The 14,145-nt window shown below is 62.9% G+C and carries 11 protein-coding genes; 10 read left to right on the top strand and 1 reads right to left on the bottom strand.

Annotation, left to right across the window (positions count from 1 at the left end):
- The first annotated feature begins 10 nt into the window (after positions 1 to 10).
- The 4 genes from QTL95_RS19810 (at position 11) to arcC (ending at position 3,746) form a co-directional block, all read left to right on the top strand.
- Positions 11 to 364 (top strand): hypothetical protein, encoded by a 354-nt coding sequence (locus QTL95_RS19810; RefSeq protein WP_289721637.1) that lies wholly within the window; start codon positions 11 to 13, stop codon positions 362 to 364.
- 169 nt (positions 365 to 533) lie between these two features.
- Positions 534 to 1,763 carry an arginine deiminase gene (arcA, locus tag QTL95_RS19805; protein ID WP_289721636.1) on the top strand — a complete coding sequence of 410 codons (1,230 nt, stop codon included), beginning with the start codon at positions 534 to 536 and terminating at the stop codon, positions 1,761 to 1,763.
- Between the two features lie 38 nt (positions 1,764 to 1,801).
- Positions 1,802 to 2,806 carry an ornithine carbamoyltransferase gene (locus QTL95_RS19800; RefSeq protein WP_289721635.1) on the top strand — a complete coding sequence of 335 codons (1,005 nt, stop codon included), beginning with the start codon at positions 1,802 to 1,804 and terminating at the stop codon, positions 2,804 to 2,806.
- Between the two features lies 1 nt (position 2,807).
- Positions 2,808 to 3,746 carry a carbamate kinase gene (gene arcC / locus QTL95_RS19795; RefSeq protein WP_289721634.1) on the top strand — a complete coding sequence of 313 codons (939 nt, stop codon included), beginning with the start codon at positions 2,808 to 2,810 and terminating at the stop codon, positions 3,744 to 3,746.
- A 24-nt stretch (positions 3,747 to 3,770) separates the two neighbouring features.
- Here arcC and QTL95_RS19790 read toward each other — a convergent pair whose 3' ends face one another.
- The gene (locus tag QTL95_RS19790; protein ID WP_289721633.1) at positions 3,771 to 5,132 is read right to left on the bottom strand and encodes an amino acid permease; all 1,362 of its coding nucleotides are present in this window, start codon (positions 5,130 to 5,132) and stop codon (positions 3,771 to 3,773) included.
- A gap of 194 nt (positions 5,133 to 5,326) precedes the next feature.
- Here QTL95_RS19790 and QTL95_RS19785 point away from each other — a divergent pair, with 194 nt between their 5' ends.
- From QTL95_RS19785 to QTL95_RS19760, 6 genes are all read left to right on the top strand, one after another.
- On the top strand, positions 5,327 to 6,253 hold the full coding sequence (locus QTL95_RS19785) for a cation diffusion facilitator family transporter (RefSeq protein ID WP_289721632.1): 927 nt from the start codon (positions 5,327 to 5,329) through the stop codon (positions 6,251 to 6,253).
- Positions 6,254 to 6,382: 129 nt separating this feature from the next.
- Complete coding sequence (locus tag QTL95_RS19780) at positions 6,383 to 8,638, top strand: arginine/lysine/ornithine decarboxylase (protein WP_289721631.1); 2,256 nt, start codon at positions 6,383 to 6,385, stop codon at positions 8,636 to 8,638.
- 2 nt (positions 8,639 to 8,640) lie between these two features.
- Positions 8,641 to 11,004: an ornithine decarboxylase gene (speC, locus tag QTL95_RS19775; protein ID WP_289721630.1), complete on the top strand. Its 2,364-nt coding sequence runs from the start codon at positions 8,641 to 8,643 to the stop codon at positions 11,002 to 11,004.
- A gap of 20 nt (positions 11,005 to 11,024) precedes the next feature.
- Positions 11,025 to 12,383, top strand: a complete 1,359-nt coding sequence (gene potE / locus QTL95_RS19770) for a putrescine-ornithine antiporter (protein ID WP_289721629.1) — start codon at positions 11,025 to 11,027, stop codon at positions 12,381 to 12,383.
- A gap of 15 nt (positions 12,384 to 12,398) precedes the next feature.
- Complete coding sequence (locus tag QTL95_RS19765; RefSeq protein WP_289721628.1) at positions 12,399 to 13,316, top strand: amino acid ABC transporter substrate-binding protein; 918 nt, start codon at positions 12,399 to 12,401, stop codon at positions 13,314 to 13,316.
- Positions 13,317 to 13,460: 144 nt separating this feature from the next.
- Positions 13,461 to 14,105: a cyclic nucleotide-binding domain-containing protein gene (locus QTL95_RS19760; RefSeq protein ID WP_289721627.1), complete on the top strand. Its 645-nt coding sequence runs from the start codon at positions 13,461 to 13,463 to the stop codon at positions 14,103 to 14,105.
- Positions 14,106 to 14,145 lie beyond the last annotated feature (40 nt).

Genomic DNA, 14,145 nt, shown 5'->3' with positions numbered 1-14,145 from the left:
GGGCGCCACGATGATCAAGCTAGCCGCAGTTCTTGGAATTATAGTTCCGGCCGCCATGTCGGCTTGTCCCGTGGATGCGCAACAGACACGACAGGAATATCGGCGCATGAACTGGAGCGAAAACCTTCCCGAATATGTCCGCACCTATCACGGCAAGCGGATTTCCGTGGTCAGCTACAGCACGGCGGTCGAGACGGGTGCCCATCCGTCGCCGGGTGACGAGAAGCACGTGAAGCAGATCAGGGACGCCGCGCGGCAGAACAAGTGGCTAGTCGGCCAATTAAAGGCCAAGAAGCTTACGCCGGATGACATCGAATGGGTGATGAGAGCGCGCAACGGCAACATGGTTTTCTACGTCGAGTAACGGACATGCGGATCGGCCTGACAATCACCGATCGGTGACTTACAAAGCGCCGGGCATTGCGCGCGATCAATGACACCGCCGATCCCGTCGACCTAACGTCGAGTTGGCCGTATGCCATGCCCATCAGGGAGGCGGCGCGAGCGGATCGAGGGGAAGCCAGGGGGATTTCATGCGCGGTTTTGGCGTTCATTCCGAGGTCGGCAAACTCAGGACCGTGATGGTTTGCCGACCATCGCTCGCGCATCAGCGTCTGACGCCGGGCAATTGCCACAGCCTGCTCTTCGACGACGTGCTCTGGGTGCATGAGGCGCAGAAGGATCACTACGATTTCGTGCTGAAGATGCAGGAAAGGGGCGTGGAAGTTCTCGAACTCCACGACCTGCTCGGACAGACGCTGGCCGACAGGCAAGCGCGCGACTTCGTGCTCGACCGGCGCATCACCCCCAACGTGCTGGGGTCGCAGATCGCGGAGGCCATGCGTCCGTGGCTCGACGAGATGAATCCCACCCAGCTGGCCGCCTTCATGATCGGCGGCATTTCCATTTCGGACCTGCCTGACGTCCGGGCGAAGGCATTGATGCTGAGCGCTCTGCCGGAAAGCGAATTCGTCATTCCGCCGATCCCGAACACGCTGTTCCAGCGCGATCCGTCCTGCTGGATCTATGGCGGCGTGACCGTCAATCCGATGTTCTGGCCGGCGAGAAGGGCCGAGACCCTTATCCAGCGCGCCATCTACAAGTTCCATCCGATCTTCCGCGACGGCGATTTCAAGATCTGGTGGGGCGACAGCGATCAGCAGTTCGCCAATGCCTCGATGGAGGGCGGCGACGTCATGCCGATCGGAAACGGTACAGTGCTGATCGGCATGGGCGAGCGCACGACTTACCAGGCGGTGGGGCAGGTGGCGCAGGCGCTGTTTCGAAACAAGGCGGTGAAGCGTGTGATCGGCTGCCTGATGCCGAAGAGCCGAGCGGCCATGCACCTCGATACGGTCTTCAGCTTCTGCGACCGTGATGTCGTGACGCTGTTTGCCGAAGTGGTGGACCAGATACGCTGCTACAGCATGCACCCCAAGGACGACGACGGCACATTCGAGATCCACCAGGAAAACGCGCCGATGCTGGAGGTGGTCGCCGAAGCGCTCGACCTGCCGATGCTCAGGGTCGTCGAGACGGGCGGCAACTCTTATCAGGCGGAGCGCGAGCAGTGGGACGACGGCAACAACGTCGTGGCGCTCGAGCCCGGCGTCGTCGTTGCCTATGATCGCAACACCTACACCAACACGCTGCTACGCAAGGCCGGGATCGAGGTTATCACCATTCGTGGATCGGAACTCGGCCGCGGTCGCGGCGGCGGACATTGCATGACGTGCCCGATCTGGCGCGACCCGGCGTACTGACGCCTTCACCCACGAAACAGACCCGACGGAGCAAGACAATGAGTTTCAATCTGCGCAATCGTTCGCTTCTGACCGTGCAGGATTATACGCCGCGCGAGTTCCGCTATCTGCTCGATATCGCCCGCGATCTGAAGCGGGCGAAATATGCCCGCACGGAGCAGCAGCACCTCAAGGGCAAGGAAATCTGCTTGATCTTCGAAAAGACCTCGACGCGCACGCGCTGCGCTTTCGAGGTCGCCTGCTCGGACCAGGGCGCCAACGTGACCTATCTCGATCCGTCGGGCTCGCAGATCGGCCACAAGGAATCCTTCAAGGACACGGCACGGGTGCTGGGCAGAATGTATGACGCGATCGAATACCGCGGCTCGGCGCAGACGGGCGTGGAAACGCTCGCCCGCTATGCCGGAGTACCCGTCTATAACGGCCTGACCGACGAGTATCACCCGACGCAGATGCTGGCCGATGTGATGACCATGCGCGAGCACAGCGACAAGCCGGTCGCCGATATCAGGTATGCCTATGTCGGCGACACGCGCTCGAACATGGGTCACTCGCTGCTGATCGTCGGCTGCCTGATGGGCATGGATGTCCGTATCTGCGGCCCGAAATCGCTGTGGCCTTCGGAAGAATACATGAAGATCGCCAGGGACCTGCAGGAGCGCTCCGGTGCGCGGTTGCTCGTGACCGACGATCCCAAGGAAGCCGTGAAGGACGTCGATTTCATCCATACCGACGTCTGGGTATCGATGGGCGAGCCGAAGGATGTCTGGCGCGAGCGCATCAAGCTGCTGACGCCCTACCAGGTCAACACCAGCCTGATGAAGGCGTCAGGCAATCCGCAAACGAAGTTCATGCACTGCCTTCCGGCCTTCCACGACACAGAGACGGTCCTGGGCAAGCAGATCGCCGAGGACTACGGGATGAAGGATGGTCTCGAGGTCACCAACGACGTCTTCGAATCCGAGGCCAATGTCGCCTTCGAGCAGGCGGAAAACCGCCTGCACACGATCAAGGCACTGCTCGTCGCGACCCTGGGAGATTGAGATGCGTGTCGTTATCGCGCTAGGCGGCAATGCGCTTCTCCGGCGTGGAGAAGCGATGACCGCCGATGTCCAGCGGCGCAACGCGCGTACTGCCGCCGAGGCGATCGCGCCGCTTGCCGCCGAGCATCAGCTGATCATCACACACGGCAACGGTCCGCAAGTGGGCCTGCTGGCGCTTCAGGGCGCGGCCTACAAGCCCGACGAGGCCTATCCGCTCGACGTCCTCGGCGCCGAGACAGAGGGGATGATCGGCTACATGCTCGAACAGGAACTCGGAAACCTTCTGCCGTTCGAGCAGCCGCTGGCGACACTGCTGACGATGGTCGAGGTGGACGCCGAGGACCCCGGTTTCCAGAACCCGACCAAGTTCGTCGGTCCGGTCTATGACAAGGTCGATGCCGATCGCATTCGGACGGACAAGAGCTGGACGTTCAAGCAGGATGGCGACAAGTGGCGGCGCGTGGTCGCGTCGCCGCTGCCGAAGCGCATCTTCGAGGTGCGCCCCGTCCGGTGGCTGCTGGAGCAGCGCACGATCGTCATCTGCGCCGGCGGTGGCGGCATCCCCACCATGTACGAGAAGGGTGCCGACCGTAAACTGGTCGGCGTCGAGGCCGTCATCGACAAGGATCTCTGCTCCGAACTTCTAGCGCGCGAGCTGGATGCCGATCTGCTGATCATGGCGACGGATGCGCCTGCTGTCTGCACAGACTGGGGAAAGCCGTCGCAGAGGTCGATCCACAGGGCGCGCCCGGGGGATATGAAGCAGTTCTCCTTTCCGGCGGGCTCGATGGGGCCCAAGGTGGATGCTGCGTGCCATTTCGCTGAAGGTCCTGGGCGCAGCGCTGCCATCGGATCGCTCGCCGACATCGCCGGCATGGTGCGCGGCGAGCGCGGGACGATCATCAGCAGCGCCTTTTCCAGCCTCAGCTGGCACGACTGACGCAGCAGCACTTCCCAGGAGAAATCATGAGGGAACGGCCGGGCGCGTGATGGCGCCCGCTGTCGTCTCCGGCAGTTCGGCGGGCGCCGGCGCACCGTTTCGCCGCTGCCAGACATAGACAGGAATGCCGAGCATCAGCAATACGAGACCGTAGAGCACCGGCTCGGCGCCCGCGCCGTAAAGCGTGAACATCGCAAAGATGAAGGCAACGAGTTCGATCGGGCTGACACCCGGCATCCGTTCGCCAATTCGGGCGGCGACGAGGCCTGATGCGAGCGAGCAGAAGGCGTAGGGCACCACCGCCGTCATCGTGCTCAGCCCGACCATCAGCCGGTAGACGGCCGCAAAGCCTTCGCCGCCCATCGCCTGGACGAGGACCAGCAGAGTCGCAAGGCATGCCGAGACCACCATGCCGATTGCCGGCACGCCGCGCGAGGAAAGGCGGGCGAACAGCGATGGAAACAACCCGTCGCGGGCGGCGGCCATCGGCACCTGGCCCATCAGCAGCGTCCAGCCGTTGAGGGCGCCGATGGAGGAGACCACGACCGCAATCGAGATCGCCAGCTCGCCGCCACGGCCCCACATCGCACGGGCGGCCTCCGGGAAGGGGGCGATGGAATGAGTGAGCTGTTCGCGCGGCAGGACGCCCATCACGACGATGGTGCCGAGCACGTAAAGCGTGGCCGCTATCGATATGCCGAGCACCGTCGAGCGCGGGATGGTGTGCTTTGCGTCACGGACGTCGCCGGCGGGAACGGTGGCCGATTCCAGGCCGAGATAGGCAAACATCGTCAGCGGCGCCAGGGCAGCGATCGACTTCAGGATCGGCTGGCCGCTCGGGTTGAAGTCCGAGAAATGCGATGTGTCGACATAGAGCAGGCCGATAATCGCGACCGCGCCGAAGGGCAGAAGCTTGGCGTAGGTGGTGACCTGCGCGAAGAGCCCGGCGGCATGGACGCCGCGAAGGTTGACGAGGACGATCGCCCATATCACGCCAAGCGTGAGAATAGTGGCCGCCAGGCGATTGCCGAGCGCCGGGACGAGATCGATGATCACCCCGGTAAAGGCGATGGCGATGACGGGCAGCGATGTCCAGATCGAGATCCAGTAGCCCCAGGCGATGAGGAAGCCGGCGAAATCGCCATAGGCGAGGCGGGTATAGGCATAGGGGCCGCCGACAGCGGGCACGAGGCTTGCCAGCCGCGCGAAGGTGAGGCCAAGGCAAATCGCGCCCGCACCCATGATCAGCCAGACTAGAATCGCCAGGTTGCCATAGGGGGCGACGGCGGCGGGAGAAAGATAGAAGCCGGAGCCCACCATGTTGCCGACGACGATGGCGGTACAGGCTGCAAGTCCGAGGCTCTTGCCATCAGGCGATGTCGTCATCCGGTGCCCTCCCACGAGACCGCCACGCCGGAACCAGAAGCTCCGTCGGACCGCCTTTGCCGGACCGATTTTCACTGCAAAACGGAAAGGTCGCAATTCGTGGCAATGCGTAGTTGCCGACTGTTCTGCCGGCCTTCACATTCCCGTAGCAACGCGCGTATTACTGCGGAACGAATGAAGCATGGGAGGTAGCGATGTCGAACGAGCAAGGGTTTCTGCGAATCTCGATCGTAGCCACCGTCGTCGTCGCGGCGCTCGGCATCTTCTTCGGCATTCTCTCCGGCTCGTTCTCGATCGCCTTCGACGGCGTCTATTCACTCGCCGACGCCGCCATGACCGGGCTCGCGCTCTGGGTATCGAGCCTGATCGTGCAATCGGCGCGCAACGACGCCAGGTCTGGCCGCATCCGCAACCGCTTCACCATGGGTTTCTGGCACCTCGAGCCGATCGTGCTTTTGCTCAACGGCTGCCTGTTGGTGACGGTCGCCGTCTACGCGCTGATCAACGCGATTATCAGCATCATCAATGGCGGCCACGAACTGCATTTCGGGGCGGCGATCATCTATTCCGGCGCGACACTTGTCGTCTGCGCGATCATGGCGGGGATCGGGACGGCGGTGAACCGGCGGCTGAAATCGGATTTCGTCGCGCTCGACATCAAGGCCTGGATCATGTCCGGCGGCATCGCCTTCGCGCTGCTCGTCGCCTTCGTGATCGGCCTTGCCGTACAGCCGACGCCGCTTGTCTGGATCGCACGATATGTCGACCCCGTGGTGCTTGCCCTGGTCTGCCTCGTGATGATCCCGATCCCGATCACCACCATATTGAAGGCGCTGAGCGAGATTTTGCTGATCGCGCCTGTCGATCTGCAGGAGCACGTCGATCGCGTCGCGTCCGATACCGTCCGCCGCCTCGGCTTTTTGTCTTATCGCGCCTATGTCGCGCGTGTGGGGCGCGCCACCGAGATCGAGCTCTATTTCATCGTTCCCGAGGGACTGCCGCCGAAGCGGCTCGAGGAATGGGACGCACTGCGCGACGAGATCGGCGCGGCGATCGGCGACGAGAGCGTCAATCGCTGGCTGACAATCGCCTTTACCGCCGATGTCGAGTGGGCCGAATAGGCTGCCGCATCGCCTTTCGGCCGCACGTTGATTGCGATCAACGACGCCTGTGCGCCTGCCGTGTAGGCTCCTTCCAGCCGAGATGAGCACGCCGCCGAGCACCTGTTGCCGTGGCCCGAGGAGGGACGCATGGATTTCCAGAAGGCATTTCCCATTGCCGTCATCGATGAGGATTTCGAGGGCAAGAGCGCTGCCGGGCGCGGCATGCGCGATCTGGCCGCGGCGATAGAGGCCGATGGTTTCCGCATTGTCTCAGGCGTCACCTATGAGGACGCGCGTCGGCTGGTGCATATCTTCAACACGGAGTCCTGCTGGCTGGTTTCCGTGGACGGCAGCGAGGACAAAACTTCGCGCTGGCAGGTACTGGAAGAAATCCTGAGCGCCAAGCGCAAGAAGAACGACCGCATTCCGATCTTCCTGTTCGGCGACGACACGACCGCCGAGGACGTGCCGGCGAGCGTGCTGCGCCACGCCAATGCCTTCCTACGCTTGTTCGAAGACTCCGCCGAGTTCATGGCGCGCGCCATCGTCCAGGCAGCGCGCAACTATCTCGATCGGCTGCCGCCGCCGATGTTCAAGGCGCTGATGGATTACACGCTCGAGGGCGCCTATTCCTGGCATACGCCGGGCCACGGCGGTGGCGTTGCCTTCCGCAAGAGCCCTGTCGGGCAGATGTTCTACACCTTCTTCGGAGAGAATACGCTGCGCTCGGACATCTCAGTGTCTGTCGGCAGCGTCGGCTCGCTGCTCGACCATGTCGGCCCGATCGCCGAAGGCGAGCGAAATGCCTCCCGGATATTCGGAACCGACGAGACGCTGTTCGTCGTCGGCGGCACGTCCACGGCCAACAAGATCGTCTGGCACGGCATGGTCGGGCGTGGCGATCTCGTGCTCTGCGACCGCAACTGCCACAAGTCGATCCTGCACTCGCTGATCATGACCGGCGCGACCCCGATCTATCTTATACCGTCGCGCAACGGTCTCGGCATCATCGGCCCGATCTCCAAGGACCAGTTCACACCCGAAGCGATCGCCCGCAAGATCGCGGCAAGCCCCTTTGCCGGGCAAACGAGCGGCAGGGTGCGGCTCATGGTCATTACCAACTCGACCTATGACGGGCTCTGCTACAATGTCGATGCGATCAAGGCGTCGCTTGGTGACGCCGTCGAGGTGCTGCACTTCGACGAGGCCTGGTACGCCTATGCGAACTTCCACGAGTTCTACGACGGCTTCCACGGAATCTCGTCGACGCAGCCCGCTCGCTCGAAGAACGCCGTCACCTTTGCGACGCATTCGACGCACAAGCTTCTGGCGGCGCTTTCGCAGGCCTCGATGATCCATATCCAGCACGCGGAAAACAAGCGGCTGGACGTGACCCGCTTCAACGAAGCCTTCATGATGCACACCTCGACCTCGCCGCAATATGGCATCATCGCCTCCTGCGACGTCGCCGCCGCGATGATGGAGCAGCCGGCCGGGCGTTCGCTGGTGCAGGAGACGATCGACGAGGCGATCAGCTTCCGCCGCGCGATGAACGGTGTCCGAAGCCAGACCGAGGGCGGCTGGTGGTTCGACGTCTGGGAGCCGACGGTTGCCGAGCAGACGCCGAGCGACCGGCACGAGGATTGGGTGCTGAAGCCCGGCGACGGCTGGCACGGCTTTACCGGACTTGCCGAAAACCACGTGATGGTCGATCCGATCAAGGTGACGATCCTGTCACCCGGCCTGTCCGCCAGCGGCTTCATGCAGGAGCATGGCATCCCGGCCGCGGTGGTGACGAAATTCCTGTCGTCGCGCCGTATCGAGATCGAGAAGACCGGCCTCTATTCCTTCCTGGTGCTGTTCTCGATGGGGATCACGCGCGGCAAGTGGAGCACGCTGGTCACCGAACTCCTCAACTTCAAGGATATCTACGACAGCAACGCACCGCTGACGCGGGCACTGCCGGCGTTGGTCGCCGCGCATCCAGAGGCCTATGGCAGCATGGGGCTCAAGGATCTCTGCGAGCAGATCCACGCCGTCTATCGCAAGGACGACGTGCCGAAGGCGCAGCGCGAAATGTACACCGTGCTGCCCGACATGGCGCTACGGCCCGCCGATGCCTATGACCTGCTGGTCAAGGGCAAGATCGAGAGCGTCGAAATCGACAATCTCATGGACCGAGTGCTTGCCGTGATGATCGTTCCCTATCCGCCGGGCATTCCGCTGATCATGCCGGGCGAGCGGATCACGCAGTCGACCAAATCGATACAGGATTACCTGCTCTACGCTCGCGAATTCGACAGTAAGTTCCCTGGCTTCGAGACCGATATTCACGGCCTGCGCTTCACGCCCGGTCCGAATGGCCGCCGCTATCTCGTCGATTGCATCGCAGAGGGGGCGTAGCGATGATCCCGCGCGACGTGAAATCGCCGACCGTTGCCATTCCCTTCCACAAGATGCTGAAGGTCGTGGCGATCGTCGATCGCGCCAACAGCCAAGTGCAGGAATTGCTGGCGCAGATCGCGGCCGACGGCTTCGAAGTGGAAATCCGTGACGACTATTCGGCCGACGTATCCGAGGACGCCTCGGTGGGGGCCTATATAGGCTCGGTCGAGGGCGGACGGCTGGGCGATGCGCGGACGTTTCTCCGCTCTGTCAGGGAAAGCGGCTTCCGCACGCCGATCTGGGCTTTGGCCGATGCGCTCGGGGTCGCAGATCTCGACGTCGTCGAAGGCGTGGGGGAGGTGGACGGCTTCGTCTATCTCGGCCAGCAGACTCCCGTCTTCTACGCCAAGCAGATCGTCTCCAGCCTGATCAACTACGGCAAGTCGCTGCTGCCGCCCTTCTTCGGCGGCATGATGGCCTATGACGGCGAGGCGAACATCGCGTTTGATTGCCCCGGCCACCAGGGCGGGCAGTTCTATCGCAAGTCTCCGGCCGGCCAGCTGTTCTTCAAATATTTTGGCGAGAGCATCTTCCGAAACGACCTCTGCAATGCAGATGTCGATCTTGGCGACCTGCTGATTCATGAAGGGCCGGCCGCGGAGGCGCAGAAGCAGGCGGCGCGGATATTCGGCGCCGACCGGACCTATTTCATCCTGAACGGCACCAGCACCTCCAACAAGGTGGTGACCAACGCGGTGCTGCGGGCCGGCGATCTCGTGCTCTTCGACCGCAACAACCACAAGTCCCTGCATCAGGGCGCGCTGGTGCAGGCCGGCGCCATTCCGATCTTTTTGCCGACGGCCCGCAACGCCTTCGGTATGATCGGCGCCGTCGACTGGGCGGCCTGGGACGAGGGCTGGCTGCGCAAGCAGATCGAGGCGCATCCCCTGGTCACCGACAAGAGCCAGGCCAAGGCCGAACGGCCGTTCCGGCTCGCCTGCATCCAGCTCGCTACCTATGACGGCACGATCTACAATGTCCGCCAAGTCATGGAGAAGATCGGCCATCTCTGCGACTACGTCCTCTGGGACGAGGCCTGGATCGGCTACAACGCCTTCCATCCGCTGTTCAAGGGCCACAGCCCGATGCGGCTGAAGGACCTGTCGCCTGACATGCCGGGGCTTTTCTCCACGCAATCGGTGCACAAGCAGGGCGCGGGCTTCTCGCAGGCCTCGCAGATCCACAAGCGCGACGAACATATCAACGGCCAGCGACGCTTCATCGAGCACAAGCGGTTCAACGAATCGCTGCTAATGCATGTCTCGACATCGCCGTTCTATCCGCTTTTCGCGTCACTCGACGTCAACGCCAAGGTGCATGAGGGCAAGGCCGGCGAGATGCTGTGGGATCGCTGCATTGAACTCGGAATTGAGGTGCGCAAGAAGCTGCGCGGGTTCGTCGCGCATTACGAGACGAAGGCGGCGTCGCCCGAGGAGCAATGGTTCTTCGATCCCTTCGTGCCGGACAAGGTTTCGGTATCGGGGTCGAATCATACTGGTGATATCGCCGACGCCAGGTGGGAGGATATCCCGACCGAAGTGCTGAAACGTGAGCAGCAATGCTGGCGCTTCGATCCACAGGCGAAATGGCACGGCTACTCCGGCTATGCGCCCGGCTACACGATGGTCGATCCGAACAAGCTGGCGCTGCTCACCCCCGGCATCGACCGCAAGACCGGCGAGTATCGCGATTTCGGCATTCCCGCGACCGTCGTCGCCAACTATCTGCGCGAGCAGCGCGTGGTGCCGGAGAAGTGCGACCTCAACAGCCTGCTCTTCCTGCTGACGCCTGCCGAAGACGAGAGCAAGCTGAACACGCTGGTCGCCAAGCTGGTGAAGTTCAAGAACCTGTGGGACCGCGACGCGCCGCTTCAGGAGGTGCTGCCGACAGTGTTCGCCGCCAATCGCGAGCGCTACCAGGGCTACACCGTCCGGCAGGTCTGCCAGGAGATGCACTCCTTCTACCGCGAAGCGGGCGTGAAGGAGTTGCAGCGCCTCTGCTTCCGTTCCGAGAGTTTCCCCGAGCCCGCCATCCCCTCGAAGCAGGCCTATGAGGCACTGGTCGCCAACAATGTCGATTATGTTCCTCTGGCCGAGGCGGTTGGCCGCATCTCCGCGACGCTTGCACTGATCTATCCGCCGGGTATCGGCGTCATCTTGCCGGGCGAGCGCTGGGACGACCGGGCGTGGCCGATGCGCGACTATTTCCTGGCCTTCGAGGAATCCTTCAACCGTTTCCCGGGCTTCAACTACGAGGTCCAGGGCGTGTTCCAGGAGCGGATTCAGGGCCGCATCAAGTTCCATACCTACGTCGTGCGCGAGTAGCCGGAGGGGAGGGTGACATCATGACCGACAATACACTGCACGTCGTCAGCGAAACGACCACGAAGAAGAAGATGAACCTTGTGCAGCTGACCTTCATCGTTGCCGTCAACATGATGGGATCGGGCATCATAATGCTGCCGGCCAACATGGCGCAGGTGGGTGCGATCTCGCTGCTCTCCTGGCTGGTCACCGCGGTCGGCTCGATGGCGATCGCCTACGGCTTCGCGCAGGCCGGTCTGTTCAACCAGCGCCCCGGCGGCATGTCGGCCTATGCCGAGGACGCCTATGGCCGGGACGGCTATTTCCTGGTGTTCTTCCTCTATTTCCTATCGCTCGCGATTGGCAACGTCGCGATCGGCATCTCAGCTGTCGGCTATCTCGCCGGGTTCTTCCCGGTGCTGACCTCCACGCCTGTCATGACCTGCGTGGCGCTGATCATCCTCCTCTGGCTGACCACGGCCGCCAATTTCGGCGGCCCGCGCATCACCGGGCGGATCGGGTCGATCACGGTCTGGGGCGTGATCATTCCGGTGGGGCTGCTCTCCATCATCGGCTGGTTCTGGTTCAGCTCGACCACCTTCGGCGCGGCATGGAACCCGAAGGGGCTCAGCCTCGCGCAGGGGATGGGATCGAGCATCTCGCTAACGCTGTGGGCCTTCCTCGGCATGGAATCCGCGGCGCAAAATTCCGATGCGGTGGAGAACCCGAAGCGCGACGTGCCGCTCGCCTGCATGTTCGGGACGCTCGGCGCCGCGGTCATCTATATTCTGTCGACGACGGTCATCCAGGGCATCGTGCCGAACGCCGATCTGGCGGCATCCACCGGACCCTTCGCGCTTGCCTATGCCACCATGTTCAACCCGACGATCGGTTCCATCATCATGGCGCTGGCGGTGCTCGCCTGCCTCGGCTCCCTGCTCGGCTGGCAGTTCACGATCGCGCAGACGGCGCGCAGTGCAGCGCAGGAGCGAATGTTCCCGGCGGTCTTCTCACGCGTCAACGAGCTCGGAGCGCCGGTGCAGGGCATGGTCATCCTCGGCGTCGTGCAAACGCTGCTGGCGTTGATGACGATCTCGCCGACGCTCAGCGAGCAGTTCTCGGCTCTCGTCAATCTCGCCGTGGTGACCAACGTGCTGCCATACATCATCGCGCTGTCGGCGCTGTTCGTCATCATGAAGAAAGCTGGGGTGCCGCAGGCGAAGTATCGGCTCAACGCTGCCATCGCCACGGTCGGCATGCTCTACAGCGTCTACGCGATCTATGCCTCCGGCAAGGACGCGGTGCTGGGCGGCATGCTGGTGCTCGGGATCAGCTTCATCATCTACGGGCGGATCGCGCCGCGTTTCGCCGGCGGGCTCAATCGCGTACCGGCCGAATAAGGGGAGGGATCATCCATGTCGTACAACGCATATCGTCTGGTCGCATTGATCTCCGCCTTGTGCGCCGGAGTAGCCCTCCAGGCGGAGGCGCAAGCCCAGACGCTGGATCGGGTGCGCTCCACGGCCACGCTGAAGCTCGGCTATGAACCGGATGCAAGGCCGTTCTCGTTCAAGAGCGAGCAGGGGGCACCGGATGGCTATGCCGTGGCTCTCTGCAACAGGATCGCCGACAACATCAAGGCCGAGGCACAGATCGCGGATATGAAGATCGAATGGGTGCCGCTGGAGGGTGATGCGAAGGCGGGGGCGGTCAAGAGCGGTGCGGTCGATCTCCTCTGCGGTGCCGAGCCGGTAACACTGTCGCGGCGACAGGAGGTTTCGTTCTCGCTGCCGATCTTTCCAAGTGGGACAGGGGTCGTCGTCAGCAAGAACGCGCCGCTCGCCTTGACGGAAGTGCTGGCCTATGGCGAGCCTTCAGACCGTCCGGTCTGGCGCGGCTCGCCGGCGCGCACCATCCTCGAGCACAAGACCTTCCTGTCCATCGCCGGCACGACGAGCGAGCACTGGTTGGCGGACAAGATCAAAACCTTCCAGCTGGCGGCGTCGTCCGTGGCCGTCGAAAACTACAAGGCCGGTATCGATCGCGTGCTCGACGGCAGTTCGCCTGCGCTCTTCGGCGAGATGCCGTTGCTGATGGACGCCGTCGCCCGCAGCAGCGACGCGGACAATCTCGTCGTCCTGAGGCGGCATTTCACCTATGAACCGCTCGGGCTGGAACTTGCGCGCGGCGACGAGGATTTCCGTCTGCAGGTCGACCGGGCGCTTAGCCAGACTTACGCATCCCCCGATTTCGCGGCCCTGTTCACCACGTGGTTCGGACCGCCGGACGAGCCGGTCGTGACATTTTTCCGGCAGACCGCGCTGCCGCAATAGCGAGCCTATCAGGTAAGGGCGGCTACATCGCCTTGCCGTCGCTCCACCATCGCGCGACGCGAACCTCGTAGGAACACGTAGGGGTCGTTGCGAATTTTCCGACCTCTTGCGAAGACGTAGCGTCTCCTTCGATGGAGGGCGACCATGACCATTGCGAACAACGTCGCGACTGCGGGATTCCGACCGGTCGGGCCCGCCGAGATCAACCGGCTGAGAGCCCCGGTGCAGCGTCTGCTGTCGTTCGAGGGCGGACAACTCATCTACAGACAAGGCGAGCAGGCTTCATCGATCTATCGGGTGAACGAGGGCGCGGTGCGCGTCTATCGCATCCTCCCGGATGGGAGGCGCTACATCCTCGCCTTCCATTGCCCCGGCGATTGGTTCGGCCTGCAGGCGAACGGAAGGCATGACGATTTCGCGGAGGCGATCTGCGAGAGTAACCTGGCACGCTTCCCGGTGGTCGACCCCGCGGCGCTTCCCGTCAGTCTTCTCAGCCTGGCGATGGAAAACCTGGCGACTGCACGCGAACGGCAACTGGCGCTGGTGTGCCAGAGCGCCATCGGCCGCGTCGCGTGGTTCGTTCTCGACATGGCGGAGCATTTCGGAGGGTCGGACTACGAGCTCTTCATGTCGCGCCGGGATGTAGCAGATTATCTCGGGCTTGCCGTCGAATCGGTCGCGCGTTCATTCACCAAGCTCGCCGATCTTCACATCATCCAGATGGAGGGCCGCTCGCACCGCCTTATCCGGATATTGAGCCGCGAAAAGCTCAAGGCGCTGATAGATTGACGACCGTCCGCTGCATGACCATGTTCCGCCTTGATTTTAC

The organism is Rhizobium sp. S152 (assembly GCF_030380735.1).
Classification (GTDB): domain Bacteria; phylum Pseudomonadota; class Alphaproteobacteria; order Rhizobiales; family Rhizobiaceae; genus Rhizobium.
This window is presented reverse-complemented; position numbering and strand designations above follow the sequence as displayed.

Excerpts from the sequence above, each read along its gene's own strand:
- QTL95_RS19810 (WP_289721637.1), top strand. The coding sequence starts at position 11 with ATGATCAAGCTAGCCGCAGTTCTTGGAATTATAGTTCCGGCCGCCATG.
- arcA (WP_289721636.1), top strand. The coding sequence starts at position 534 with ATGCGCGGTTTTGGCGTTCATTCCGAGGTCGGCAAACTCAGGACCGTG.
- QTL95_RS19800 (WP_289721635.1), top strand. The coding sequence starts at position 1,802 with ATGAGTTTCAATCTGCGCAATCGTTCGCTTCTGACCGTGCAGGATTAT.
- arcC (WP_289721634.1), top strand. The coding sequence starts at position 2,808 with ATGCGTGTCGTTATCGCGCTAGGCGGCAATGCGCTTCTCCGGCGTGGA.
- QTL95_RS19790 (WP_289721633.1), bottom strand. The coding sequence starts at position 5,132 with ATGACGACATCGCCTGATGGCAAGAGCCTCGGACTTGCAGCCTGTACC.
- QTL95_RS19785 (WP_289721632.1), top strand. The coding sequence starts at position 5,327 with ATGTCGAACGAGCAAGGGTTTCTGCGAATCTCGATCGTAGCCACCGTC.
- QTL95_RS19780 (WP_289721631.1), top strand. The coding sequence starts at position 6,383 with ATGGATTTCCAGAAGGCATTTCCCATTGCCGTCATCGATGAGGATTTC.
- speC (WP_289721630.1), top strand. The coding sequence starts at position 8,641 with ATGATCCCGCGCGACGTGAAATCGCCGACCGTTGCCATTCCCTTCCAC.
- potE (WP_289721629.1), top strand. The coding sequence starts at position 11,025 with ATGACCGACAATACACTGCACGTCGTCAGCGAAACGACCACGAAGAAG.
- QTL95_RS19765 (WP_289721628.1), top strand. The coding sequence starts at position 12,399 with ATGTCGTACAACGCATATCGTCTGGTCGCATTGATCTCCGCCTTGTGC.
- QTL95_RS19760 (WP_289721627.1), top strand. The coding sequence starts at position 13,461 with ATGACCATTGCGAACAACGTCGCGACTGCGGGATTCCGACCGGTCGGG.